Origin of the sequence: Paenibacillus ottowii (assembly GCF_050516475.1) — a bacterium.
Classification (GTDB): domain Bacteria; phylum Bacillota; class Bacilli; order Paenibacillales; family Paenibacillaceae; genus Paenibacillus; species Paenibacillus ottowii.
This window is the reverse complement of the sequence record NZ_CP191577.1, coordinates 3355638-3380703: the sequence shown is the minus strand read 5'-3', so window position 1 is coordinate 3380703 and position 25066 is coordinate 3355638. Positions and strand designations below refer to the sequence as shown.

Here is a 25066-nt window from a genome sequence, read left to right as displayed (position 1 = left end):
ATGGGCGGCGAATTTTTTGATCGGATTCCTCCGCAAAATCTGGAGGCTGAACAGGCGGTTATCGGGTCTATTTTGCTCCAGTCTGAAGCACTGATTACCGCAATGGAGCGCGTGCAGACCGAGGACTTTTACGATAAAGCTCATCAGATGATTTACGAAGCAATGATTGAGCTGGGTGAATCCGGGCAGCCGATTGACTTGGTTACGCTGACCTCGAAAATTCAAGACAAAGGTCAGTTGGAGGATATCGGCGGTGTCAGTTATCTGGCGAAGCTAGCTCATGGGGTGCCGACAGCGGCTAACGTGGATTACTATGCCCAGATTATTGAGGAAAAAGCGATGCTTCGTCGCTTGATTCGCACAGCTACACAAATTGTAAGTGAAGGCTATAGCAACGGTGAAGATGTGGCCGGTATGCTGAGCGATGCCGAGCGCAAGATCATGGAAATCTCCAATGGTCGCTCCGGCAGTGGTTTTATCGCCATCCGCGATGTCGTGATGGAAGTGTTCGACCGTGTCGAAATGCTGCATCAGAACAAGGGCAACACCACTGGGATTCCATCCGGATTCGTTGACCTGGACAAGATGACAGCAGGTTTCCAGCGCAATGACCTGATCATTGTGGCTGCCCGTCCATCTGTAGGTAAAACGGCATTCGCCCTGAATATCGCACAAAACGTTGCAGTACGGGCTAAAGAGACCGTTGCCATCTTCAGTCTGGAGATGTCGGCGGCTCAGCTCGTGCAGCGGATGATCTGTGCCGAGGCGAACCTGGACGCGAACGTTATGCGGACAGGTGAATTCAAAGGCGACGAAGATTGGGCGAAACTAACCATGGGCATTGCAGCCTTGTCGGAGGCGGAAATCTATATCGATGATACGCCCGGTGTCACCGTGGCTGATATCCGTGCCAAGTGCCGCCGTCTCAAGGCGGAAAAGGGACTGGGCATGATCGTGATCGACTACTTGCAGCTCATTCACGGACGCGGTAAAGCGGGCGAGAACCGGCAGCAGGAGGTATCCGAAATTTCGCGGACATTGAAGCAAATCGCCCGTGAGCTTGAAGTGCCTGTAATAGCCCTTTCTCAGCTGAGCCGGGGTGTAGAGCAGCGTCAAGATAAGCGGCCGATGATGAGTGACTTGCGGGAATCGGGTTCCATCGAGCAGGATGCTGACATCGTTGCGTTTCTGTACCGGGATGATTACTATAATCAGGAAACGGAAAAGAAAAATATTATTGAAATTATCATTGCCAAGCAGCGTAATGGCCCGGTCGGTACGGTAGAATTGGTATTTCTCAAAAATTATAATAAATTCGCTAATTACGAGCGTGCCCATTCGGATGCGTTCGCCGGTTAATATATTATTACAATTAGAAAAGGCTCTTTCGACGCGGATATTGCGATTTCGAGAGAGCCTTTTTTATAGGATTCATATATTTTCAAAGCTCGATTGAAAACTCTCAATTACGAACAATACTATTTTCATGTAATATAATGTTCGCTTTTTATTTGACTTTAAAAAATGGTACTGGTACACTTATAGTGCTGCTTCAACGCAGTGGGAGATCATTACGCCCGGGACTTTCCGAACTTGCGGAATGTCTGCGACGGACGTTTTTTCCTGCTGTCCGAGAACGCTCCATATCTGTCCGCTCAGGCGGTTGAAGCCAGATATGCGTTAGCGCGTCAGCTCAAAATCAGAGTGTCTGTGGGCACTCCACGGAGGAATGAAATATGTCAACTGTAGTCGTTGTGGGGACACAATGGGGAGACGAAGGCAAAGGTAAAATCACGGACTATCTGGCGGAAAGCGCTGAAGTGGTGGCCCGTTACCAAGGCGGAAACAATGCTGGTCATACGATTCTCATTGACGGTAAAAAGTATAAGCTGAGCCTGATTCCATCCGGCGTTTTTTATGAAGATAAAAAGTGTGTTATTGGCAACGGCATGGTAGTGAATCCAGCCGCTCTTATTGAAGAAATTACTTATATTCATGATAATGGTTTTTCCACAAAAAATCTGGTCATTAGTGACCGCGCACATGTCATTATGCCTTACCATATGACGCTGGACGTGTTGGAAGAAGACCGCAAAGGTCCTAACAAAATTGGTACGACTCGCAAAGGGATCGGCCCTGCTTATATGGATAAAGCAGCACGTAACGGTATCCGGATTGCTGATTTGCTGGATGCGGAGGAGTTTGAGAAAAAGCTGCGCCATCTGATGAAGGAAAAGAATCAAGTGATTGAACAAGTATACGGTGGCGAGCCGCTGGATGTTGAAGAAATATTGAAACAGTATCTGGAGTATGCTGAGTTTATCCGTCCTTATGTAGCAGATACATCTGTTGTGCTGAACGATGCAATCGACGCGAATCGTAAGGTATTGTTTGAGGGTGCACAAGGCGTTATGCTCGATATCGACCAAGGTACGTATCCATACGTTACATCCTCTAACCCGTCGGCTGGCGGCGTATGTATCGGTTCCGGTGTGGGACCATCCAAGATTCAACAAGTGATCGGTGTAGCTAAATCGTACACAACCCGTGTCGGTGATGGACCCTTCCCAACTGAGCTGCACGATGAAATCGGCGATTACATTCGTGAAACAGGTCATGAGTACGGTACAGTTACAGGCCGTCCACGCCGCGTAGGCTGGTTTGACAGCGTTGTTGTGCGCCATGCCCGCCGTGTTAGCGGATTAACTGGTCTGTCCCTGAACTCGCTGGATGTATTGACAGGCTTGAAAACAGTCAAAATCTGCACAGGCTACAAATACCGTGGCGAGATCATTACGCATTACCCAGCAAGCTTGAAAATGCTGGCAGAGTGCGAGGCGGTATATGAAGAAATGCCAGGCTGGAGCGAGGACATTACTGGCGTGAAAACATTGGAGGAGCTACCGGAGACTACTCGCCATTATGTACAACGTGTATCTGAGTTGACGGGCATCCCAATTGCTATCTTCTCGGTTGGCCGTAATCGCGATCAAACGAACCAAGTGCTTCCGATTTATTTGTAAAATAGAATTATTCATATACGTTCAAGGAGAGAGGGTCTTTAAAGCCCTCTCTCTTTTTTTATTATTGAAGTATAAACCGCATTTTCACACTTTACATAATCTTATCTTCCCTGTCGATTTGTGATAACAAACCCTCTCTATAATCCAAATTGAAAAGAGATTCGGACGTCTAGACGTCTTGAGAGGGATGAATTATGAACTGGTATCTTCGCTCACTCGGCACACGCAAAATTGTGGAATTCATCGTGCTTGTCATTTTCGTCATTTTTTTCTTGGGACCTCTGACCAATTTGCTCTTGTTGGCGGTCTCCGGTAAATGGCAGTATCCTGCACCGCTTCCCCAGAGTTTGTCACTGGAATGGTGGAAGTTTGTCCTTACCCAGGATGATGTACTCAGCTCGATTTCCCTATCCTTCCTGATTGCTATCACCGTTACAGTCTGCTCGATTATTGTATGTGTTCCTGCTGCCTATGCCTTTGCACGGATTTCCTTTCCGCTCAGTAAGTGGTTTCTATTTTCTTTCCTGCTTACACATGCCTTTCCGAAAATGGGTTTGTATGTGTCCATCGCCGTACTGTTTTATCAATTTGGGTTGATGAACACCTTTGCAGGCATCGTACTCATCCACATGGTGAACACGCTCATGTATATGACCTGGATTCCCTCCTCTGCATTCCGCAGTGTCCATCGTGCCCAGGAAGAGTCCGCCAGAGATGCTGGAGCCGGCCCCTTCCGGGTGTTCTGGAAAATCACCTTTCCTATGGCACTGCCCGGCATTGTGGTTGCTTCCATCTTTACCTTTCTGGCTTCACTGGACGAGGCACAGGGGACGCTGCTGGTTGGCACACCAGATTATAAAACGATGCCAGTCATCATGTATTCCATCATTGCCGATTATCCGAGCACGACAGGTGCAGTATTCTCGGTCATTCTTACGCTGCCAACGATTATTCTGCTTTTGGCCGCCAAGCGGTTTGTAAGTGCAGATGTACTGGCAGGCGGATTCCAGGTGAAATAATGCAATTGGTCAAAAGGAGCCTAAGCTAATGTCCATTCAACTATCCATTCAAGAGCTAACCAAACGTTTTAAGACAGGAGACGGAGTCAAAGGCATTTCACTTGACGTGATGAAGGGAGAGCTGGTGACCCTGCTCGGGCCATCTGGCTGCGGCAAAACAACCGTGCTTCGCTCGATTGGCGGTTTTCTGGACCCGGATGGCGGCGATATTCGCATTCAAGACAAAAGCGTACTGAAGCTGCCTCCCGAAAAGCGCCCGACAGCTATGGTGTTCCAAAGCTATAATCTGTGGCCGCATATGACGGTGTATGACAATCTGGCCTTCGGTTTGAAAATCCGCAAGGTGAAAAGGGCAGAGATCGACCGCCAGGTCAAGGAAGCGTTGGCACTTGTGCGACTGGAGACGGCGGAACGAAAAACACCCGGCCAGCTCTCAGGCGGCCAACAGCAGCGAGTAGCGCTCGCCCGAGCCTTGCTGCTAAAGCCGGATGTATTGCTGCTCGACGAGCCGTTCTCCGCCCTTGATGCCAAACTGCGGATGGAGATGCGGGAGGAGCTACGCGACATCCAGATGCGGACGGGGATGACCATGGTGTTTGTCACCCACGATCAGGAAGAGGCGCTGTCGATTTCCGACCGGATTGTGGTCATGAATGCAGGTCGGATTGAGCAGCTTTCGACGCCACAGGAGATTTATGACAATCCGCAATCGCTGTTTGTAGCCGGATTTATTGGGCGTATCAACTTATTAAGGGGGGTGAGCAAAGATCGCAGTGTTTCCGTGAATGGAGTATCTTTTCCGCAAGAGCATGAATATACAGGTGAATCCATGGTAGGCGTAAGACCGGAGGATATTGTTCTGACGAATGAAGATGTCTCTTCTCTTTCTGGAACAATCCGACAGGTGATGGTACTTGGGCATTATGCCGAGGTGTCGCTGGACAGCGGGACGGATCATTTGAAAATGTTTGTGCCGCGTGACCGGGCTGCAGAGCTGCGTAGTGGAGAGCAAATTAGATTCAGCTTCAATAAAGTTGTTACTTTTCCAGCAGCACAGTGAATGTGTACCTTCAACCTTCTACATCGTTTCAATGTCAATCCATCATGAACACATCATCTAGCGGTATTGCGAACTTGGGCAAACATCTAAAGGAGGAAACAACGTGTTTGGGAAAAAGAAGATGAGTCTGATTTTGGCTGGGGTACTCAGTTTGTCGTTATTGGCCGGATGTGGGAACAGCGGCAAGGCTGCAACCACGACAGAAGAGGCCAAGGGCACGAAAGCAGAGGCAGCTGCGGGCACGACGGAGATCTCTTTGTACACTGGCGGATCTTTGAACGTCAAAGAATTGTGGGAAACGTTAATTCAAGATTTTGAAGCTAAAAATGATCACATCAAGGTCAAACTGGTATATTTGCCAGCTGGAACGGGGGGAGCATCTACGCTGGATCGTCTGATTGCAGCCAAAAAGAGCGGTCAAACCGATGTAGATATCGATCTGTATGAGGGCAGTCTGGATGACATCACCAGAGGCGTAGGTGAACAACTATGGGACACGATGGACGCCAAGAAGGTTCCGAACCTAGCCAATGTGGATGAAACCTATCTAAAGCAGGTAAATAACCAGGCTATTCCATACCGGGCATCCTCGGTAGTGCTCGCCTACAATAGCGCAAAGGTGGCTACGCCTCCAAAAACAGCGGATGAGCTGTATACGTGGATTCGTCAGCATCCCGGCAAATTTGCTTATAATGATCCGTCCACGGGTGGGTCAGGTAGTTCATTTGTAAATACCGTCATCTATAACTTTCTACCGCCAGAGGCCATGAACAGCAATGACCCGGCTAACATGAAAAAATGGGATCAAGGTTTCTCACTACTCAAGGAACTAGGACCGTCGATGTATCAGAAGGGTGTGTACCCAAAGAAGAATCAGGGCACGCTTGATATTCTGGCAAGCGGAGAGGTGGATATGATTCCAGCTTGGTCCGACATGGCTTTGGAGCAATTGGCGAAAGGACTGCTGCCTGACACGATCAAGTTGACACAAATTGATCCTGCTTTTACAGGCGGCCCGTCCTATCTGATGGTTCCTTCTCTTTCCTCCAAGAAGGAAGCGACACAAGAGTTCCTGAATTATGTGCTGACACCGGAGGCGCAGAAGGTTGTTATCAATAAAATGTATGGCTATCCGGGGATCAAGTGGAGTCTGATGCCAAAAGAACTGCAAGAGAAATTCAATAGCGTGTCTTCAGGCTACCGCAGCTTCAATAGCGGAGAGCTCCAGCAGGAGATCTATAAACGCTGGCAAAGTGAAGTCGCAGGCGGTTAATCATGAGTTCATCTACTAGAAGAGGGATGTTGGGGCTTGCCCTAGTCATCCCGTCTTTTCTCATTTTGCTGGTGGTCGTCATTATTCCTATTCTCTATGCCGTGAAGGAGAGCTTGATTGATCAGCGTGGAACCGGCTACGGCCTGGCGAACTATATTCGGCTGTTTACGGAGCCTGCCATGCGCAAAAATATCATATATACGATCAATGTGACGCTAGTCTCGACCGCCCTTACACTGGTTATCAGCTATGCTTTGGCGATTTACTTGAGATTTGGCAAAGGGGTCGTTGTGAAATGGATAGGTCGATTGTATTTTATTCCAATGTTTGTTCCGGGCGTAATTGCAACGTATGCGATTATTACAATGTATGGCAATCACGGCTGGGCTGCACGTCTTTTGCTGCCGTTCGGCATTGAAACAATTCCAAGAATTATTTATGACTACAAAGGGCTGGTGCTGGCTAATTTGTGGTTTAATATCCCGTTTGCAACCATGCTGCTCAGTTCGGCACTTGCCAGCATTCCGAACGCTGTGATTGAAAGTGCCAAAGATGCAGGAGCCAGCTTGCTGCAGCTGTTTGGGCGCTTTATTTTACCCCTTTCCTACAAAACGATGTGGGTTGCGGTGACCTTTATCTTTATGGGGATCATGGGTAGCTTCACAGCTCCGTTCCTGATCGGTGCCAACTCGCCACAGGTATTGGGTGTAGCGATGCAGCAGGTATTTTCTAGCTTTCAGGAAACACATACGGCGAGCGCGATGGCGGTGTTTATGTTCTTACTGTGTTCTTTCATGGGCTACTTTTATATTCGAACCATGGTAAAAGATGCGGATGTGGGCTAGGGTGCCGCTATATACTAAGGAGGTTACAAGGATGAACAGCCAAGCAGAAGTGCAGATGACCGGGTTCCGCGGGGAATTACAGGGAAAAGATCTGCTGGATTGCGGATATCGGATTGCCTTACACAAGGCTGAGGTCGAGCTTAGCACGGGAAACGGGTTCCGATTTACGTTTTCCATGCCGGAGGACGGATTCGCAGAGCTTGAATTGCTGGCACGATCGGAGAGCGACTGGGCTGCGACCGATCGGGAATCAGCCTTCGTGCGCCTCTATTTGAACGATGCCTATAACCAGGACATTATTTTGTATTATGGCAGTAGCCTGGGTGTATACACTCGTTTGTTGGGGTATCTGAAGGAAGGCGATTATGAGGTGTATGCAGAATTCCGCGAGCTGGAGTCTGCTCCGCTGGTGTCCAGAGCATGGATCGATGGGGTTGAGCTGCGCTGTGTGGCTGATTCATCGGAGAGATCGCTTATCTATCGCCACACCCCTCTTTTGTATGGTCGCAATCTGTCCCATCCTTATGAAAATCGTTTCACGGATACGCCGCTGGTGTTGTTTTATTCGGTGGCAGAGGAGAAGGAACGGACAATCATCGAATATCAGATGATGTTCAGCCATGAAGATGAAGGAACACCGGCACCCCTGTTAATGAGCAAGTGGGGAAGGACAACGGATATTGAATGGATGTATCGCGTTGAGTTGGATGCAGACGGAAGTGTGTTGAGTGCTGCTTTCCAAGGCCCTCATCATATAACGACTGCCTTTCAGGGAGGGTATGATCTGGGTGGGCATCCCGTTCTTCAATCGGCGACGACCAATGGAAACTTTACCGATCACATTACGTCAGGCTACCGTTTTATGCTGACACCAGCCTTCCAATGGAAGCCAGAGGAAGAGCCGCGTGAGGCGGTCATGAGCCGTTTCCCTTTTGCCTATCAGGTCACACAGTGGGAGATGGAACGCCAACAGGAGCTGGAAATGCCAGCGCTTGCGTCTTCCATAGCGCTTGCTCCTCAGCGGAGCTATGTTTTTGTCCAGACTTCCAAGTACCCTGTGCTTGGTACCGAAGGCGCACACACTTTGGCATCCAGACCTGGCTTTAATCGACGTGAAGAGGATGCTTGTATCGATATTCAGCTTCGCCTGCGTAGCTCCGATCAATGGTATTCATCATGCCATTATGATCGGAGATTCGGGGATTTCAGAGCCGCCTATGAGGGGGCAGAATCACACTTTTCCACAACGATCAAGCTATCGGGAGAGCCTGCACTGGATGATATAGCAGAAATTAGAGCAGTGCTGCTGGAAGGTGGTGCTGATCGTATGAAGGTGGCAGGATTGTATGCTTTTATGTTGAACGAGAATTATTTGCCGCAACATCCGGGGATTCGTACAGATCGGGTGCTTGAGTTAACGAGAGATACCCCAACAGGTATTCTATGGGTGGCAGCAGATGAGGCGGAATCTGTAGCTTATGCTGATGATTCCCAGGCGGGCAAGGATGAACAGATATGAGCAAGCTGCTGCATGTGGAAGGAACGGTTGATCGTTCCTGTACCCAGAGCCATATTACGTATTCCTTTCATATTTCACAGCCGCCAGAGATTATTCGCATTCAGTTTTCGTACACCCCCAAGCTGCTGGAGGATCAGGAGCTGGCTCGAACAATAATTGAGGAAAGCATGAGCCGATACGGATACGATGAACCGGGACATACAGAGAACGCGTGGAGGAAGTATACACCATTGCAAAATTTATTAACGTTGTCGGTCGATGATCCTGTTCGCCATCGGGGTAATGCGCATCGTCCCGAGATGCAACAGGAGCATCGATTGGGTTGTTCTGCGGCTTCACCGGGATTTGTCGCCGGAGACAACCCCGCAGGAATGTGGAAGATAACCGTCAGTCTGCATGCGGTTGTAACAGAGGCGCTGGCATACAGCATTCAGGTATGGGGGGAGGATGCTGTATATGGTTAAATGGATTCCGGCGGAGCTTCATACTCATACGTTTCACAGTGACGGCAAGCAGACACTGGAGGAGCTGGCCCAAAGCGCAGCCAATCTCGGGCTTGAATGCATCGCCATGACCGATCACAATACCCAGTCTGCACTTGTAGACCAGGAGCGGGTGCAACAGCAGTTTGGCGTCCCGATCATTCCAGGGATGGAGTGGACAACCTTTTATGGACATATGCTGACGCTCGGGGTAGACCGTTTTATCGACTGGCGTGTTTTGGGACCGGATGATATTCACGAGGGGATTCGAAAGGTGCATGAGCAGGGAGGAATTGCAGGAATTGCCCATCCGTTCAGGATTGGAAGTCCGATCTGTACAGGATGTTATTGGGAATACACCATTCAGGACTGGCATGAGATTGATTATATTGAGGTATGGTCAACACTCATGCCGTCGATTAAGCGTGACAGCCAGCGGGCATTTGCGATGTGGACCGATCTACTGAACCAGGGATATCGCATCACGGCGGTAAGTGGTCGTGACTGGCACGTATCCAAACCAGACGATGTTCTGCCAGCTGTCACCTATCTGGGTGTGCAGGAGGAAGCAGACGAGCTAGATACCTTGGCAATTCGGGCTGTTGAGGCTATCCGCAGCGGCTCTGTATCGGTTACATTGGGACCGTTACTGACTATACAGGCACAGGTGAAAGGGAAAGACAGACGCTATAAGATTGGAGAAGCTATAGAGTCGATGGTGGAAGAAGATTCATTGTCGGTGACGATACAGCTGGATGTACAGACCAGAGCAGCCTACTACCGTCTGGAGTCGCAGAGCCTTCGATTGTTGCTGACCAGCCATCAGGGCACATGCTCTGAAATCCACATTCCTGCTCAATCAGAGGAATATACCATAACGCTACAAGGCCTGGCAGAACAGGGTTGGATACGAGCCGAGTTGTATGGCTGCATGGAAGACTGCGTGACCATGATTGCTTTTACGAATCCGATATATATTGTTTGAACTTTTAGGTCATTATGATAGAAAGGCTGGGCTTGGACGGTGTCAACCAAACAAGAGAGCGTAAAGTTGCTCATAGAAGAATATATTCAGGTTAACCAGATTGGTCCTGGCGACAAGCTGCCTTCGGAAGCTGCGCTTTCTCAATCGTTCCGAGTGTCGCGCACGACGCTGCGTGGAGCTATCCGCCAGTTGGAATCGGAAGGAAAGCTGCTGGTGAAGCACGGGAGCGGTACGTTCGCCACCCGTCCGCTTCCTAGCATCCCTAGTTCACTGGATCGCTTATACAGCATTGGGGATATGATTCGTTCAGCAGGGCTTCGGGAGGATGAGCAGTTAAAATCCATCCAAAGAATCTCGGCGTGCCCATCGGATATTGCGGAGCGAATGGAGCTTTCCGAGCATGAGCCGATGATTGTGCTAGAGCGTACGCGTACCGCAGACGGAGAGGCGGTGGCACACTCTATTAACTGGATGCCGGAGAGATTAGCGAGTCCTATTTTGGAGGAAGGGTCCTTTTCGGGTTCCTTATTTCAGAGTCTGGAGCTTCAGGCCGGGGTACGAATTGTAGGAGCATACTCAGAGCTGACCGTTCCAAACGCTCATGATGCTCACGCCATACGTCTGCTTCAGCAATCACAGGCTACAGTGTTACTGCTCAAGCAGCTTCATTATGATGAGCTGAACCGACAGGTGCTCTATTCACTGGATTATGTCCGCAATGACATTTTTCGTTTTTGGGTACGCCGTACTCGCTGATCCATTACCAGAATACATCTACTATTCAATCGTGCTAGTTTTACATATTCCAAGGGTTAAAAATCGTCATATCTCGTCAATACTGGTCTATATGCACTTCATGAGATACAACATGGCAAGATGCGTATTAAGGAGGTAACGGGATATGAGGTGGCTTGGATGGCTGCTCAAAAAAGGGATGACCGTGGTGCTGGTCAGCGCGCTGACACTGGCAGTGACCGGTGTAGTCGTGAATGCTTATGTTCAATCGCTGTTGCGGCAATTCAACATTCAGCTGGATCAACAGCCGATATGGGGACTTGGTTGGCTAAAAGGTAGCACTGGTACTGATCAAAGTACAGGTACAGGGAAGAGCAAGACGACAGGGAGCGACTCTGGAAGTGTAACGCCGCCTGATAATGCTTTGCCTGTCATGGGACAGGGCTTAGAAGAAAGCGGAAGTGAGACAGGTAGCGCATCCCATGACAAGGGCTCTCAGAAGGGGGCCGCGTCGGGGGGAACACCAAGCGGCGAGTCGCGTCAGCAGGCAGAAGGAACAGCTACACCTGAAACGAGTATCGAGGGTCATGATTTGGTCATTACGCCCGACCATCTGATGGAGAAGAAGAACAATTTGCCGGCGGACCAGAAGCAGGAGATTTTTACAATTCTCATGAATAAACTGCCACCGGAAGAGATGCAAAAAATATCAGCCGCGATGGAAGGCGGTCTCACCGAGCAGGAGCTGCAAGATATTCAGCAGGTGCTTGCGAAGTATTTGACCAAAGAGGAATATAACAAGCTGATGGGTATGCTTAAATAATGCATGAATAAAACACAAGAATGTATGGGCAGTGTTAATGCTCAAAACAGGACTGTAGAATCCGCGCCAGGCGCGGATTTTTTTGCGTTCAAGGAAGTAATTGGGGTGTAGTTGAATTCTTTGTAAAAGCTATGTTAAAGTAAACTGTGTTGTGAAAAGGTTAAATTTTTGAAACCTTTTACGTAACTATGCAATGTTAGATAGCGACTATTATCATAGATAAGCCTGCAAAATGGCTGCTTATATCGTGTAAACCGACAAAAATGAACGCATTTTATAGAGATAGGATATGCTGAGAAGGAGAGAACCATGGAGGTTTCTAAGGGAAAGTTATCACCAGATCACAGGAATGAAAATCCAAGTGTTGAAAGCAATTCTGCTGGCAAAGCAGGCAAAATAGCAACATGGTGGAACGGACGGAAAAGATGGTTGAATTGGACGGCAGGCGGCATTGTAATTGTTGGCGGTCTTATTTTTGCTAGTAATCAGTATGTTGGTGCCAATACAGTTCCTTATTATAAAGTGTATGTTAAAGGCGTTGAGGTCGGCAGTATCCTGAATGAACAGCAGCTTAAGCAGTTATATACAACGAAGAGCAAACAGTATAAAGACAAGTATCCTGGCGTGGAAATGGTGCTCAATACGAGTGCGGTAACGACGAGCACGGAAAAAGCATATAAGGCGGATGTCGACAGCGCAGCCACGCTGAAGAAGCTGGATGGTATGCTGACTGCTTATGCCAAAGGAGTAGAAGTGAAGGTCAACGGACAGACGGTTGGCATTGTAAAGGATAAAGCGACTGCACAAGCTGCTTTAAAGAAGGTGCAGAAGAAATACATACCTGCGGGTGAAGGTACGGCTACAGGCATCAAGGGGCTGGTTCGCAAAACATCCGTGGGTAGTAGTCATGCTAGCGCAAGTACTAAGGCGCCTAAGGCATGGCTGGAGTCTGCCAGTATCCGTGAAAAAATTGCGTATGAGCCAGTAAAAGCAGATCCCAACAAGGTGCTGACGGAGGAAGAAGCGGTTAAGGTACTGACCGAAGGGCGTGAAGCCCCTACAACCTATACGGTGCAGGAAGGCGATTCATTGTCGTCGATTGCTACCAAGTTTGATACGACGGCTTGGGAGATTAAGCAGAACAATCCCGGTCTGCGTGAGTTGTATTTGCAAATTGGGGACGAGTTAAAGGTTACGGCTCCGAAGGTACCTGTCACGGTACGAACGGTAGAAAAGGTCGTCGAGCAGATTGCCATCGAGCCTGAGGTGGAGATTCGCCAGAGCGATGAATTGAAGGCAGGGGTTACAAAAGTCGTTAGACCGGGACAAGCAGGTCTTAAAGAGATGGACTATCGTTTGACCAAAGAGAACGGTGAAGTTATACAAGAGGAATGGCTCGGTCATAAGGTGTTACAACCGTCTGTTACCGAGGTGGTTCTGAGAGGAACGAAAGTTGAGGGAGAAGGCTCGGGTCAGTTTGCCTGGCCAGTGTCCGGTGCTACAATGTCGAGCAGCTTTGGCGCACGTTGGGGACGTATGCACGAAGGGGTCGACTTGGTCGGCAGTCCTGACATTCACGCATCTGATGAAGGTGTGGTGTCATTTGCAGGGCAGCAGAATGGATACGGCAATGTCATTATGATCGATCATGGCAACGGCTACCAGACGGTGTACGGGCATTTGAGCAGCATTGGCGTTCATGTAGGTCAGGTCGTTCAACAGGGCGAGTCAATCGGGGTCATGGGGAGTACAGGACGCTCGACAGGAACGCATCTGCATTTTGAAATTCGCAAGGATAATACAGCACGCAACCCAATGACGTATTTAAGATAGATTTGATGCTTATATCGTTCATTACACAGGATTGGCGAAGACCAAGGAGAAAGACCATGTTTTCTGCATGCTTAACAGCCAGGTGCAGACATGGTTTTTTCTGCGTAAAGAAAAGAAAAGGGTCTGGAAAAGTAATGGAATAGCGTACGGGTATGATAGAATAGAATAAGCATCTTACGTGCGCTAACAAACGAAAGTTAATGATAGATGATGATCCGTGAGAAGAGGTGAACGCTGTATGCAGGGGACGATTCTAGTAGTGGATGATGAACAGCCTATCGCTGATATTTTGAAATTTAATTTGGAAAAAGAGGGCTACCAGGTGATTTGTGCCTTCGATGGAATCAGCGCGGTGGATATCGCGGTTAAGCAACAGCCAGACCTGATTTTGCTGGACCTGATGTTGCCGGGGATGGACGGTATGGACGTATGCCGAGAGGTGCGAGGACATCAGCTTCAGACGCCAATTATTATGCTGACTGCCAAGGACGGGGAAATCGATAAAGTGCTAGGGCTGGAGCTGGGGGCAGACGATTACGTAACGAAGCCATTCAGCACACGTGAATTGCTGGCACGGGTGAAGGCACAAATGCGTAGACAGCAACGTGGTGTGACAGGCACACCAGAAAGCCGCCCACAGGAGGATAAGCAGGGGCTACGCGTAGGCGATCTCTTTTTTGATACGGATATGTATACAGCTTATAAAAACGGAACACCACTTGATCTGACGCACCGCGAGTATGAGCTTCTATATTATATGGCGAAAAATGCAGGCAAGGTCATGACACGCGAGCATTTGCTTCAAGCGGTATGGGGGTTTGAATACTACGGGGATGTGCGGACGGTAGACGTGACGATCCGGCGGTTGCGCGAGAAGATTGAGGAAAATCCGAGCAAGCCGGAGACCATCCTGACACGACGTGGCCTCGGGTATATCGTGAGCGGGGGCAAAGGTGGCCTGCGGGCATGAGATGGCTGTCCTTTTTTCGCACCATTCATGCCAAGCTGATTATTATCTATGTGTTACTGATTTTGGTGGCTATGCAATTGATTGGAGTCTATTTTGTCAGCTCGATGAAGAACTCTTTGACGAGTAATTTTACGCAGGATTTGCAAGCACGGGCAGAGATGCTGTCCGTGCTTGCGGAGCAGGATCTGAGCGGTAGTGACGGTAAAATGGAAGAAGACAGCGTTGAAAGTCTACGTGCACGCGTAAATAATTTGTTTGATTTCAGCGGCGCGGAAATTCAGGTACTGGATGCCAGTGGCAAAGTACTAATTACTTCTCAAGGCTCTCATGCTGACTATGTCGGACGTAAAAATACGCAGACCGTGGTTAGTCGCGCACTCCAAGGAATCCGCGATAACGAGGAATATATGGTGGACGAGGATAACGTCCGCAAGAAAGTCGTCGCCAAGCCTGTCATCAGCCAAGGCAAAATCGTCGGCGCAGTGTACATCGCTGCTTCCATGGCTGAGCTGTACGATACGATGAAACGCATTAACAATGTGTTTCTCTCGGGTATGCTGATTGCACTCGCGCTGACGGCTGTGCTGGGCGTGGTACTGGCCCACACGATTACGCATCCGATCAAAGTGATGACACGGCATGCAACGGAGGTCGCAGAGGGCAAATTTGACCAGCAGATGCCAGTGTTTGGCGAAGATGAGATCGGCAGGCTGAGCGTGGCCTTTAACTATATGACAGGACGCCTGCGGGAGGCACTGTCGCAGAATGAGGAGGAGAAGGAGAAGCTCTCCTCCATCTTGACCAATATGAGCGACGGTGTGGTCGCTACCGACGATCATGGCCGGGTCATTCTGGTCAATCGCCGGGCCAGCGCTATGCTGGGCGTGAACGAGAATGAAATGACCGGTAGACATATCGCGGTGCTGCTAGGGATCGATCCCGAGGAAACCGAGGCTCTGTACAGCGGCTCGTCGGCTTCTACACTCTTGCAGCTGGAGCCGGCTGGTCAGGATGAACCCATCGTCATCCGCGTGACCTTTACGCCGATTCATCGGCGCGAATTTGGCATTACGGGCACGATTGCCGTGCTCCAGGACGTGACAGAGCAGGAAGAGATGGAGACGACGCGGCGTGAATTTGTCGCTAATGTATCCCATGAGCTGCGCACACCGCTGACGACGATCCGCAGCTATGCGGAAGCGCTGGATGAAGGCGCGATGACTGAGCCGCAGCTTGCAGAGCGCTTTGTGGGTGTGATCCGCAACGAGACGGAGCGTATGATCCGGCTGGTTACGGATTTGCTGCATCTGTCGCGGCTCGATTCCAATGAAGCACCTTTGCGGATGCAGCCTGCCGATGTGATGGAGATGCTGGACGAGGTTGCGGATCGGTTTTCTTTTCAAATGAAAGAAAAGCACATTCGCTCAGGCATGTTCGTAGAGCGGGGGATTGGCAAGGTCGTGATCGACCGCGATCAGATTGATCAGGTGCTGGACAATCTGATGTCCAATGCATTGAAATATACACCAGAAGGTGGAAGTATTCGGATTGAAGCTCGCCGCAACAATGAGGGCATGCTGGCTATTTCGGTACAGGATACCGGAATTGGCATTCCGAAAAAAGATCTGGACCGGATTTTTGAACGGTTTTATCGTGTAGACAAGGCGAGATCGCGCAATATGGGTGGCACGGGGCTGGGCCTGTCGATTGCCCGGGAAATTGTAAAGGCCCATGGAGGTCAGATTTTCCTGGAATCGGAATATGGCCAGGGAACGTGTACGACCTTTACGCTGCCTATGCCGGGTGAAGGGAGGGAAGCACAGTGAAGGAACGTTTGAAGTCCTGGACGCTTGTTTTGCTGGTAGCTTCCAGCCTGGTTCAGACTTATTTTCTGATCTATCGTCTTCCGGGCAGTGATTCTGTACTCACTTCAGAAACGAACTATGTTAAAACTGAAAGCATGGGGCAGGAGAAAAAGATTGAAAACCTTGTATTCCCTGATAGGATGCTAATTCATCAAGGTGAGAAGAAACATACCGTTTTTTATCCGGGGGTTACTTTTTACGATTTAATCTATAGACGGCTGGAAAGCCGGAGTTTTAACAATTTCCAACGTCGGAGTATCCAGTCAGCGGACTGGACACGGATTCGCAGCGAGAATGAGGGGATTGAACTATCATTTTCAGGCGGGGTTCCGGTTTCGTTATTGGAACGGGTCATGCGTCTGACGCCGGATTCGGTATTTCAGGGAGAGACCATTAACCGCATCTGGATCTATATCGACGAAAAAAATGCCAAGCCGCATGCGCTCTTTTTCAGTGCCAGGGGCGATGTGGTGTATGAGGCGAACCAGTTCGATATGACGGTAGAAGACATTCGGCAGCACGTGAATTTTGGGGAAAATGCTCCGTTGTACAAGCTGGTGAATAATCAGTACTATATTCCCGTGAATGACCTGGAGACTGTACAGCCTGTGGTATATGCCGGATTGTTTACGACAGAACAGATGCAGCGGAATTTATTTTTTGATCCAGGCATTACGCGTAATATTCAGGAAAAAGACGGTTCCCAGATTTATACAGATAGCAAGCGCAGCCTACAGATCAAGCAGGATCAACGTTGGATGAGCTATACCGATCCCAGTGCACCGGGTGCGGATGGAAGCAGTCCGATTAGGGACGTGCTGGCCGCAGTGGATTTTGTGAATCAGCATGGCGGCTGGGATGCTTCATATCAGATGAAATTGAGAAGCAGCGATGAAAATCGCACGAGTGTGATGTTCCAGCAGTATTATGGTGCTTATCCGGTGCTGGACACGCCATCGTTCCGGTTTGGTACGATTTCATTGCAAATCCAGCAGGAAACGGCATCTGTCTATGATCGTTCGCTGCTGTACCTCAAGGGCGGAGAGCAATCGTCGAAGAAGGTATTGCTACCTGGTGGTGAGGCCTTGGAGAAGCAACTGCAAACGGTGGGCAAAGGCAAGACGATTAGAGATCTGGCTCCTGTATATCAACCGGAGCTGATTAATGACGGGTTGAAGCTTGTCCCTGAGTGGCGTGTTGCGTTCAGCGATGGTTCTGTAGCAGAGATTCATGCTGTTCCTGTAACGACAGCATCCAATACAACATCAACGAAGTCAGACCAAGAGACAAAGAGGTGACAGGAAGGGGGAACGGGAATGGATTGGAGCCGCGCTAAAAACGTACTGATCTGTACATTTTTGCTGCTCAATGTGGTATTGGGTTATCAACTGTGGCATGATGCGCAGGAAACGGCCGGACCGAATCTGGATTTTACCTCACTGGATGAAAACACGCAGCGTTTAATGGAAGAGAAAAGCATTCAGGTGCTGGCTCCGATTCCCGGAGATACCCCGCAGCTGCCCAAGCTTTCTTACACCTACGTCCATAGTGGAGAGAAAGACGGACTTGTGCAGCTGCTGAGACCGGTGGACAGTAAGCTGGTATTCACGCATGATGCACTAGTGGAGGCACTGGAGCTGCAAATCAAGGATATCGATAACTATCAGTATGATCCGCTGGATGTTCAGGAGGAGCTGGTGCCTGGACAGGCGGATGCTTTTGTACTGCATCCGTTGGTACAGGGCAAATGGCCGCTCTTTAATGTGAAGCTGGCCCTGTTTTACAGCAATCAGAAAATTACAGGATATCGCAAAATTGAGGTGGAGCTTCAGCCTTCGGATGAAGCAAAGAAAATGCTGCCTGCGTCCAAAGCCTTGGCCAGGCTGATCGACGGCTATTTGCCGCGTGACTCTGTAGTGAAGGATATTCGGCTTGGATATTACGGACAAACCTTTAACTCTGATAGTCAGGTGGCTGCTCCGGTGTGGCGGTTTATGCTGGACAATGGAAAAGGTGTGTATTATGTGCAGATGAACGGAGATGTCATCAGTCCAAAGACAGAACATACAGAAGGGTCTTGAACAGATATGGGGATTTCTTTTACCGTGCTGTCGAGCGGTTCGACCGGCAACGCTACCGTTGTGCGGAACGAAGACACGACATTGCTCATCGACGCAGGTCTCAGCGCAAAGCGTATTGACGAGTTGCTGAAAGAACGCGATCTGAGCGGAGAAGAATTGGATGGTATTTTGGTAACGCATGAGCATTCCGATCATGTTAAAGGACTAGGCGCCATGGCGCGTAAATATAATTTACCTATATATGCTAACGAGAAGACATGGTCTGCCATCAGCAATGCTGTTGGACAAATTGCGGATGATAACCGCAGAATATTGGAGACAGGTGCCACACGGGAATTCGAGTCATTGCGTGTAGAGTCATTTGGCATCTCCCATGATGCGGCTGAGCCTGTAGGATACAGCTTTTATGATGGGTCAGAGAAACTTAGCGTAGCGACTGATCTCGGCTATGTCAGCGATAAGGTAAAACAGGCGATATCAGACGCAGATGTATTGGTGCTGGAGGCTAATCATGATGTAGAAATGCTGCGGATGGGCAGGTATCCTTGGAACATCAAACGTCGTATTCTCAGCGATATCGGTCACTTATCCAATGAGATGGCAGGTGCAATTCTTAGCGAGCTGTTGACCGGACGGACAAAGCGAACGTACCTGGCGCATTTGAGCCGCGACCACAATATGATGGAACTTGCGAAGATGACCGTACGTGGTGCGATGGAAGACCGCGGCTGTTTTTACAAGGATAGTGAGTTTCGATTGTGTGATACGTATTATGATCGTCCTACACCTTGGGATAAGGTAAGTGAGCCATAAAGCTGTCCAGTTCGGCGGCCTTGCGCTCAACCTCTTCACGGGTCACTATGCCTTTATCCACCAGTAGTTCAATCAAGGTACTTAGCGCCAGTGTATTACGGTAGTGCTCGTCTTTCAAATCCGCAAGCTTGGCTGCCATGCGCACTTCATCCATAGCGGAACGATGGGAATTCATCATATATTCCTCCTGTAAAAATATTTTTAAAATGGCCTGCAATAAGCTTGGTTCTGTCTGTGGTTTTGCCGGGTGCTGTGATACAATAAAGCTAACAACAGAAAGCTTTCTGTAGGAAGGCTCTCATCGAAAGTATAGGCTGCTTTAAGCGGACGGGAACAAGCCAGAACGTCTCTATGAGACGGTCATTTTGTAATAGAATAGAAGACTTGTTACTATTGTAGTCCATTGGTTTGGAAATCATTCCTCTTTTTCCCTCTATTCGGGGTCAAATTCGGCGTGTATGCTAATTTATGAGATTTGGTTGCTTAGGAAAGTGCCATTTGTGGTGATTAATAAGTAGGCCGAAACGATGAGTAGCTGGATTCCGATGGTAGGGGATATTCAATCCATTTGTGATGTTCAACGGAGCAGGTTCTCTGTAGCATAGGTTGGCGCAAGCCCGAATAGCCCTAATTTTTTAGTGAGTGTCGGTGCATGACAACGAAGGGGAGAGGATTAGCATGGGCTTGTTTGAAGATGATTTTTATTCAACGAAGGTCTCCACGCGTGCGGCTAAAAAAACAGCATTTAAAGCACGTCGCGGAGGACGGGGACGTTGGCCGCACAGGAATCGCCGGGTAAGCCCGGTGCAGGCTGCTGTCATTAGCGGTGCGGTTAGTGCAGTGGTTGCCGTGCTGCTATTCAGCTTTATTACAGGTCTGCCCTCCACTACAGCAGTAACCGGAGCAAGTCATTATCCCTTGCGACAAGCAGCGGGCGATCCGTATGACCGGATTGTGCAAGCGGCAGCCAAGGTACGCCCAGCTGTCGTCAGCATCGTAAACCTGAAAGGGGAAGACGGTCACAGTACGGAACAATCAGCGCTTGGATCGGGCGTCATTTTCCGGGTGAGCTCAGGCAAAGCCTTTATTATGACGAACAACCATGTCATCGAAGGATCGGATGATCTGGATATTGTAACCGTAGACGGTGTCAGAAAAGAGGCGAAGCTGGTCGGAAAGGATCGCATTAGTGATATCGCCGTACTGGCCGTTGATGATAAAGGCATTAGCACAGTAGCAGATATCGGGGACTCCAGCAAGCTTCGTCTGGGCGAGACGGTCATTGCGATTGGCAACCCGCTCGGATTGGGAGACACGCTGACCTCCGGCATTGTGAGCTATACGAATCGGATCATTCCGATTTCCATCAATCAGGACGGCGTATATGACTGGGAGCAGCATGTGATTCAAACCGATGCGGCGATTAATGAAGGAAACAGCGGCGGCGCGCTGGTCGATCTGGACGGACGTGTGATTGGCATCAATACGATGAAAATCGCCGATACAGGTGTGGAAGGATTGGGCTTCGCCATTCCTGCCAATGAGGTAATGAAGACGGTGAATGAACTGGTTGAGGACGGCAAGATCACCCGCCCTTATCTAGGGGTGTACACGGTGGACCTCAATAATGAATATGCACCGCTGGATGAAACTCAGCGCAAGGAACTCAAGCTGCCTGACAGTGTAAAAAATGGCGCCGTTGTTCTGGAGGCTCATGGTCCTGCCAAGGAGAGCGGCTTGAAGCTGAACGATGTGATTACAGCGTTTGACGGTGAACCGATTAACTCTACGCTTGATTTGCGTCGCTATCTGTACGATAACAAGAAGATTGGCGATGAGTTGAAAGTGACCTTTTACCGGGCCGGCAAGGAAGAGTCGGTGACGTTAAAATTAACAGATAAGCCGGAAGGCTAAAGTTGAATGGTATACTTAACTATAAAGAAGGCGCTCTCCGGCTTATTTCCGGGAACGCCTTTTTTTGATTTCTGCTATGTCTTAGATCAAGATGCTGTTCCCGTCACACGGGTTCCGCTCTTGGTAATCTTGTATGTCACTACATCTCCGCTCCAGAAGTGGAACTTCAACGTGACCTCACCATCCTTTACACTGTTGAAGAATTCAGGCAGCAGCTTGATGCCATGGGTATCATAGGCGGGGGCAAACGTATTACCAAACTCTTTATAAGGTGTCCAATCCTGTGGACCAGCATTGCCACCATTCGTATACACGGCTTCCATCGTCGCAAGCTGGCTACCACGGAAGTCTGTTGGAATGGTAAAGGTTTGCGTAGTCCCTTCGACAGCACTTAACTTTGGTGTATCATACACGACGACTCTAAAATTCCAATCTGCCCCCTTATTAAACTTGGCGGTCATTACAGCATTCTCGCCATATTTACTAGAGGTAATTAGGCTGGTGAGCAAGCTGGCTTTGAAGGTTAAAGTGTCTCCATTCAGCGTGTAGTCGGTGTCCTGTTTCAGTTGCTTACTGCTAGTATGAATTGATTTCAACTGATTGCCGTTCAGGTTTAAAGTAACTTTGGTATCCTGAACAGGAGAGCCTTTCTTCAAGTGAATGAGATCACTAGCTGCATTGGAGGAACGTCCTTTCAGGCTGGCCTTAATGACATTAAAGAGTTCAGGATCAGACCACTGGTACGTGCTCCGGTTTAAGTGCTGGCCGTTATCCCAGAGCATACCTGTTACTTTCTTCTCTTTCATGTAATGGGTTAAAAACTCGAAGAATTTCATCTTTTCGCCCTGTTCAATAACACCTGTATGTTTATCGAAACCGAGCAGGCCATATTCACCGACAATAACCGGGATTCCCTTGGCTACAAAGGTGTTATAGACATTATCAAAGGTTTGAATAATATCGTCTCGGGCAGCTTTATCAAAGGTTGTATTCCCGGCAATGTTCACACTGAAAGGCCAGAAGCCATAATAGTGAACGGTCGCAATCAGATTGGGATCGTTCAGCCCAGTGATTGTGTTGTAAAGCTGGCTGATCTTGGCTTGGGCAGGTGCAGCATCCAGACCGGATAGGACAAGGGGACGAGTGGCATTTTTACCACCGGAGGCGCGAACGATTTTGTGGAAGGATACATTTAGCTCATGAAGCATCTGATTCATTTTCGCTTCATCCGTGGTTCCCCCTTCAGAAAAGCGGGGCTCGTTAATACTTTCAAACATCAGCTTGTTGGGCTGGTTTTTAAAGCGGTCAGCAATTTGTGTCCATAATGCGTTATAGCGGGCTAACACTTCATCATGTTTGGGCTCCATACTGCTTACCCACGTCCATGAATCATGATGGACATTAATCATGACATACAGATTGGCATCCAGTGCCCAGCGAACGACCTCTTCTACACGATTCATGTAGGCAGGCTCAACGGTATAATTGGGTGCGGCTCCAATGTGCTTATCCCAGGTGACGGGAATTCGAATACTTTTGTACCCTTGGGCAGCAATTTGCTGGATCAAAGCTTGGGTAATGCGCGGATTGCCCCAGGCTGTCTCATCTGCCCCGACAGCATCCAGCGAATTTCCTAAATTCCATCCGGGCTGCATGGCTTCTACATATGACTGCATATTGCTTGTGGCAGCAGCTGGTTGTGCTTGTTCGTCCGTTTCAGCAGCAGTGGCCACGGATGCGAACGAGATTAACAATAGGGTGATGGCAAGCGTCAATGACAGCAATGAAATGGGTCTTCGTTTAATCATAACAGGCCCCTTTACAAAGTTATTTTATCTGAAAGCGCTTTCTGATAAAACACTATCATACTATTTTAATATGGAATACCTGTATAATTGATGTAAAAATCATGTGTGAATTAGATATTTTCGTGAAGATTTGAACGTCAGTAATTTTCTCATTTTTAAGCCCAACGTCAGGGATAGCGGGCAAGCCCTTTCCTTTCTGCGTCAAGTGTGGTAGAACAAAAGAAGGCAGTTTTGACACACCTACAACAGGAAGAGCTTCAAACGGAAAGGGATGCAACGGAATGTACGTGGTATGTAAAGAGCATGTGGAACTGGCAATTGATATGTTCGTCGATGAATACGAGGATGCACCGGATGTCGTCGATCTCAAAGAAACGAAATTTTCGGATTGGGACCCTCCAGTGAAGTGTAAGGAATGTGAGAATAAAGCAGAATTTTTGGTCGTCTAAACAACAAGCACGGGCGTTTCGAGGAGAAACGTCCTTTTTGTATCTATTCCCACCACGTACTGAGACAGGAGTGAGCGATGGATGGACCCTTTACTGCATTCACTGTTTCGTCCCCTTCAAGTCAATGGAAGTGACCCCTCTACATATTATATCGAACATAACCCGTCTGCTGCGCTAAAAGCTTACGTAGCCTGTTATTGGGAGTCTGGCCCGGCTACTAGAGAAGTCCCTGAAGGGAATATGACAGTATCGGGTAGAGACACAGCTTCATTTGGCTGGCTGGAGGAAGTAGAGGCAGTGGACCGGGTATTACCTGATGGTTGTACGGATATTCTATTAGAATACGACCCGGTGAGTAAGCGTCACGAACTCTCATACTGCGGGACGTTTACACATCCGTTCGTGTCTACCAGACAAGCAGGGTCCGAGACACGTATTTTTGCAGTGCGATTTTTCCCCGGTGGAGCACATTATTTTCATGGGATGCCGACTCATTTGTTTACAGGTGGTAATTATCGCTTGGAAGAGATATGGCCTAAAAATGTTGAGATCATAGGTGAGCGTATTTTGGAGGCACGAGACTTTAATGAACGGGTGCGCATAATGGATCAGTATCTCAACCAGCTTCTACTGAGTCGTCGGACAAGCGATTGTGACCTGATGAAAAACCTGCTGCATCGCATCTTTGTGAGCGGCGGAAGTGTGGGGGTTAAGGAGCTTGCCGAGCGTGAGGCGATCAGTGAAAGACAGCTCAACCGCAAATTTGGGCAATGGATCGGGATCAGCCCCAAGAAGTTCAGTGAAGTCGTCCGCTTTCAGAGCGTTCTGCACAGTATTCAGAGTGGCAGTTCCGTCGATTCGATGGAGCTGGCATTGAAGCACAGCTTTTTTGACCAAGCGCATCTGATCCGTGATTTTCGCAGATTTTATGGAGCTTCCCCGCTTACAGCAGCTAAGGACTTTCGGAGATTGTCCGATTTTTACAATACACGTTCGGAGCCCACGGCTATACTCAAAATATGAGGAAATAGGCAAAGGAGAGATAAGAATATGAGTGGAACACTGCAAGTTCGCGATCATCTGCTGAATGAGCTGGAAACTGGGGTACGGACGGGGGAAGCCTTAATTCGTAAAATACGTCCAGAGGATTGGGGCTTTCGCCCACAGGACAATTTCCGCTCGTTGCTGGAGTTAGTGCACCATTTTGTGCTTATTCCGGCTTCGGATCTTGTGATTATGCAGGAAAAGTCCGAGGCAGAAGTGGGGAGCATTGAAAATAGCCTGTCCGGGGTGGAAGATCCTGAGCGCTTGGCTGAGACTTTCAGGCAGAATTTTGAGGCTTATAAGGCTTACATTCTTTCGCTAAGCGAAGACGATTATCTGAATCGTTCGACGAAGGCCTTTTATATGGAGCATGGGCATCTACAGGTTCAATGGCAGATTGAGACCGTGACCCATGTGTTCCATCACCGCTCGCAGATCTATAATTATCTGAAGCAACTGGGGCATGAAGTGAGCTTTTTTATGTTGTATGCGTGAGTTTTTATATAAAAGGTTTGGAGGGCACCT

General features: G+C 48.8%; 23 protein-coding genes. 21 read left to right on the top strand and 2 right to left on the bottom strand.

What is annotated here, in order from left to right; genetic code table 11:
• From dnaB to ACQQ6X_RS15670, 17 genes are all read left to right on the top strand, one after another.
• Positions 1–1359, top strand: a complete 1359-nt coding sequence (dnaB, locus tag ACQQ6X_RS15750) for a replicative DNA helicase (protein WP_063211707.1) — start codon at positions 1–3, stop codon at positions 1357–1359.
• Between the two features lie 377 nt (positions 1360–1736).
• The gene (locus ACQQ6X_RS15745; protein WP_305166105.1) at positions 1737–3023 is read left to right on the top strand and encodes an adenylosuccinate synthase; all 1287 of its coding nucleotides are present in this window, start codon (positions 1737–1739) and stop codon (positions 3021–3023) included.
• A gap of 194 nt (positions 3024–3217) precedes the next feature.
• Entirely contained in the window at positions 3218–4042 is an 825-nt protein-coding gene (locus tag ACQQ6X_RS15740) for an ABC transporter permease (RefSeq protein WP_068505271.1), read from the top strand.
• A 28-nt stretch (positions 4043–4070) separates the two neighbouring features.
• Positions 4071–5102, top strand: a complete 1032-nt coding sequence (locus ACQQ6X_RS15735; RefSeq protein WP_305166104.1) for an ABC transporter ATP-binding protein — start codon at positions 4071–4073, stop codon at positions 5100–5102.
• 103 nt (positions 5103–5205) lie between these two features.
• Positions 5206–6375 (top strand): extracellular solute-binding protein, encoded by a 1170-nt coding sequence (locus tag ACQQ6X_RS15730; RefSeq protein ID WP_305166103.1) that lies wholly within the window; start codon positions 5206–5208, stop codon positions 6373–6375.
• A gap of 2 nt (positions 6376–6377) precedes the next feature.
• Entirely contained in the window at positions 6378–7220 is an 843-nt protein-coding gene (locus ACQQ6X_RS15725) for an ABC transporter permease (protein ID WP_305166102.1), read from the top strand.
• Positions 7221–7251: 31 nt separating this feature from the next.
• Positions 7252–8739 carry a hypothetical protein gene (locus ACQQ6X_RS15720; RefSeq protein WP_305166101.1) on the top strand — a complete coding sequence of 496 codons (1488 nt, stop codon included), beginning with the start codon at positions 7252–7254 and terminating at the stop codon, positions 8737–8739.
• Entirely contained in the window at positions 8736–9203 is a 468-nt protein-coding gene (locus ACQQ6X_RS15715; RefSeq protein WP_305166100.1) for a hypothetical protein, read from the top strand. The genes ACQQ6X_RS15720 and ACQQ6X_RS15715 overlap by 4 nt, the downstream gene beginning before the upstream one ends.
• Positions 9196–10206, top strand: a complete 1011-nt coding sequence (locus ACQQ6X_RS15710; RefSeq protein WP_305166099.1) for a CehA/McbA family metallohydrolase — start codon at positions 9196–9198, stop codon at positions 10204–10206. Before ACQQ6X_RS15715 ends, ACQQ6X_RS15710 begins: the two co-directional genes overlap by 8 nt.
• A 39-nt stretch (positions 10207–10245) precedes the next feature.
• Complete coding sequence (locus ACQQ6X_RS15705) at positions 10246–10962, top strand: GntR family transcriptional regulator (RefSeq protein WP_305166098.1); 717 nt, start codon at positions 10246–10248, stop codon at positions 10960–10962.
• Positions 10963–11107: 145 nt separating this feature from the next.
• Entirely contained in the window at positions 11108–11764 is a 657-nt protein-coding gene (locus tag ACQQ6X_RS15700; protein ID WP_305166097.1) for a hypothetical protein, read from the top strand.
• 309 nt (positions 11765–12073) lie between these two features.
• Positions 12074–13597 carry a M23 family metallopeptidase gene (locus ACQQ6X_RS15695; protein ID WP_305166096.1) on the top strand — a complete coding sequence of 508 codons (1524 nt, stop codon included), beginning with the start codon at positions 12074–12076 and terminating at the stop codon, positions 13595–13597.
• A gap of 238 nt (positions 13598–13835) precedes the next feature.
• The gene (gene yycF / locus ACQQ6X_RS15690) at positions 13836–14567 is read left to right on the top strand and encodes a response regulator YycF (protein ID WP_142612719.1); all 732 of its coding nucleotides are present in this window, start codon (positions 13836–13838) and stop codon (positions 14565–14567) included.
• Positions 14564–16393: a cell wall metabolism sensor histidine kinase WalK gene (gene walK / locus ACQQ6X_RS15685; RefSeq protein ID WP_305166095.1), complete on the top strand. Its 1830-nt coding sequence runs from the start codon at positions 14564–14566 to the stop codon at positions 16391–16393. Before yycF ends, walK begins: the two co-directional genes overlap by 4 nt.
• Complete coding sequence (locus ACQQ6X_RS15680) at positions 16390–17730, top strand: YycH family regulatory protein (RefSeq protein ID WP_305166094.1); 1341 nt, start codon at positions 16390–16392, stop codon at positions 17728–17730. Before walK ends, ACQQ6X_RS15680 begins: the two co-directional genes overlap by 4 nt.
• Before the next feature lie 18 nt (positions 17731–17748).
• Positions 17749–18513, top strand: a complete 765-nt coding sequence (gene yycI / locus ACQQ6X_RS15675) for a two-component system regulatory protein YycI (protein WP_149034864.1) — start codon at positions 17749–17751, stop codon at positions 18511–18513.
• A 6-nt stretch (positions 18514–18519) separates the two neighbouring features.
• Positions 18520–19326, top strand: a complete 807-nt coding sequence (locus tag ACQQ6X_RS15670; protein ID WP_063211725.1) for an MBL fold metallo-hydrolase — start codon at positions 18520–18522, stop codon at positions 19324–19326.
• Here ACQQ6X_RS15670 and ACQQ6X_RS15665 read toward each other — a convergent pair.
• On the bottom strand, positions 19295–19501 hold the full coding sequence (locus ACQQ6X_RS15665; protein WP_013373883.1) for a hypothetical protein: 207 nt from the start codon (positions 19499–19501) through the stop codon (positions 19295–19297). The genes ACQQ6X_RS15670 and ACQQ6X_RS15665 overlap by 32 nt on opposite strands.
• 503 nt (positions 19502–20004) lie before the next feature.
• On the opposite strand from ACQQ6X_RS15665, the gene ACQQ6X_RS15660 reads away from it, so the two are divergent.
• A complete protein-coding gene (locus ACQQ6X_RS15660) occupies positions 20005–21240 on the top strand; it encodes a S1C family serine protease (protein WP_149034862.1) in 1236 nt (411 codons plus the stop codon).
• A gap of 86 nt (positions 21241–21326) precedes the next feature.
• On the opposite strand, the gene ACQQ6X_RS15655 is transcribed toward ACQQ6X_RS15660, so the two are convergent.
• A complete protein-coding gene (locus ACQQ6X_RS15655) occupies positions 21327–23048 on the bottom strand; it encodes a cellulase family glycosylhydrolase (RefSeq protein WP_305166093.1) in 1722 nt (573 codons plus the stop codon).
• Positions 23049–23329: 281 nt separating this feature from the next.
• Between ACQQ6X_RS15655 and ACQQ6X_RS15650 the strand changes: the two genes are divergently transcribed.
• The 3 genes from ACQQ6X_RS15650 to ACQQ6X_RS15640 all read left to right on the top strand — a co-directional run bounded on the left by ACQQ6X_RS15650 (position 23330) and on the right by ACQQ6X_RS15640 (position 25036).
• The gene (locus ACQQ6X_RS15650) at positions 23330–23497 is read left to right on the top strand and encodes a CxxH/CxxC protein (protein ID WP_007433184.1); all 168 of its coding nucleotides are present in this window, start codon (positions 23330–23332) and stop codon (positions 23495–23497) included.
• An 81-nt stretch (positions 23498–23578) separates the two neighbouring features.
• Positions 23579–24520, top strand: a complete 942-nt coding sequence (locus ACQQ6X_RS15645; RefSeq protein ID WP_305166092.1) for an AraC family transcriptional regulator — start codon at positions 23579–23581, stop codon at positions 24518–24520.
• Between the two features lie 27 nt (positions 24521–24547).
• A complete protein-coding gene (locus ACQQ6X_RS15640; RefSeq protein WP_305166091.1) occupies positions 24548–25036 on the top strand; it encodes a DinB family protein in 489 nt (162 codons plus the stop codon).
• The last annotated feature ends 30 nt before the right edge of the window (positions 25037–25066 follow it).

Excerpts from the sequence above, each read along its gene's own strand:
- dnaB (WP_063211707.1), top strand. The coding sequence starts at position 1 with ATGGGCGGCGAATTTTTTGATCGGATTCCTCCGCAAAATCTGGAGGCT.
- ACQQ6X_RS15745 (WP_305166105.1), top strand. The coding sequence starts at position 1,737 with ATGTCAACTGTAGTCGTTGTGGGGACACAATGGGGAGACGAAGGCAAA.
- ACQQ6X_RS15740 (WP_068505271.1), top strand. The coding sequence starts at position 3,218 with ATGAACTGGTATCTTCGCTCACTCGGCACACGCAAAATTGTGGAATTC.
- ACQQ6X_RS15735 (WP_305166104.1), top strand. The coding sequence starts at position 4,071 with ATGTCCATTCAACTATCCATTCAAGAGCTAACCAAACGTTTTAAGACA.
- ACQQ6X_RS15725 (WP_305166102.1), top strand. The coding sequence starts at position 6,378 with ATGAGTTCATCTACTAGAAGAGGGATGTTGGGGCTTGCCCTAGTCATC.
- ACQQ6X_RS15720 (WP_305166101.1), top strand. The coding sequence starts at position 7,252 with ATGAACAGCCAAGCAGAAGTGCAGATGACCGGGTTCCGCGGGGAATTA.
- ACQQ6X_RS15715 (WP_305166100.1), top strand. The coding sequence starts at position 8,736 with ATGAGCAAGCTGCTGCATGTGGAAGGAACGGTTGATCGTTCCTGTACC.
- ACQQ6X_RS15710 (WP_305166099.1), top strand. The coding sequence starts at position 9,196 with ATGGTTAAATGGATTCCGGCGGAGCTTCATACTCATACGTTTCACAGT.
- ACQQ6X_RS15700 (WP_305166097.1), top strand. The coding sequence starts at position 11,108 with ATGAGGTGGCTTGGATGGCTGCTCAAAAAAGGGATGACCGTGGTGCTG.
- ACQQ6X_RS15695 (WP_305166096.1), top strand. The coding sequence starts at position 12,074 with ATGGAGGTTTCTAAGGGAAAGTTATCACCAGATCACAGGAATGAAAAT.
- yycF (WP_142612719.1), top strand. The coding sequence starts at position 13,836 with ATGCAGGGGACGATTCTAGTAGTGGATGATGAACAGCCTATCGCTGAT.
- walK (WP_305166095.1), top strand. The coding sequence starts at position 14,564 with ATGAGATGGCTGTCCTTTTTTCGCACCATTCATGCCAAGCTGATTATT.
- yycI (WP_149034864.1), top strand. The coding sequence starts at position 17,749 with ATGGATTGGAGCCGCGCTAAAAACGTACTGATCTGTACATTTTTGCTG.
- ACQQ6X_RS15670 (WP_063211725.1), top strand. The coding sequence starts at position 18,520 with ATGGGGATTTCTTTTACCGTGCTGTCGAGCGGTTCGACCGGCAACGCT.
- ACQQ6X_RS15665 (WP_013373883.1), bottom strand. The coding sequence starts at position 19,501 with ATGAATTCCCATCGTTCCGCTATGGATGAAGTGCGCATGGCAGCCAAG.
- ACQQ6X_RS15660 (WP_149034862.1), top strand. The coding sequence starts at position 20,005 with ATGGGCTTGTTTGAAGATGATTTTTATTCAACGAAGGTCTCCACGCGT.
- ACQQ6X_RS15655 (WP_305166093.1), bottom strand. The coding sequence starts at position 23,048 with ATGATTAAACGAAGACCCATTTCATTGCTGTCATTGACGCTTGCCATC.
- ACQQ6X_RS15650 (WP_007433184.1), top strand. The coding sequence starts at position 23,330 with ATGTACGTGGTATGTAAAGAGCATGTGGAACTGGCAATTGATATGTTC.
- ACQQ6X_RS15645 (WP_305166092.1), top strand. The coding sequence starts at position 23,579 with ATGGACCCTTTACTGCATTCACTGTTTCGTCCCCTTCAAGTCAATGGA.
- ACQQ6X_RS15640 (WP_305166091.1), top strand. The coding sequence starts at position 24,548 with ATGAGTGGAACACTGCAAGTTCGCGATCATCTGCTGAATGAGCTGGAA.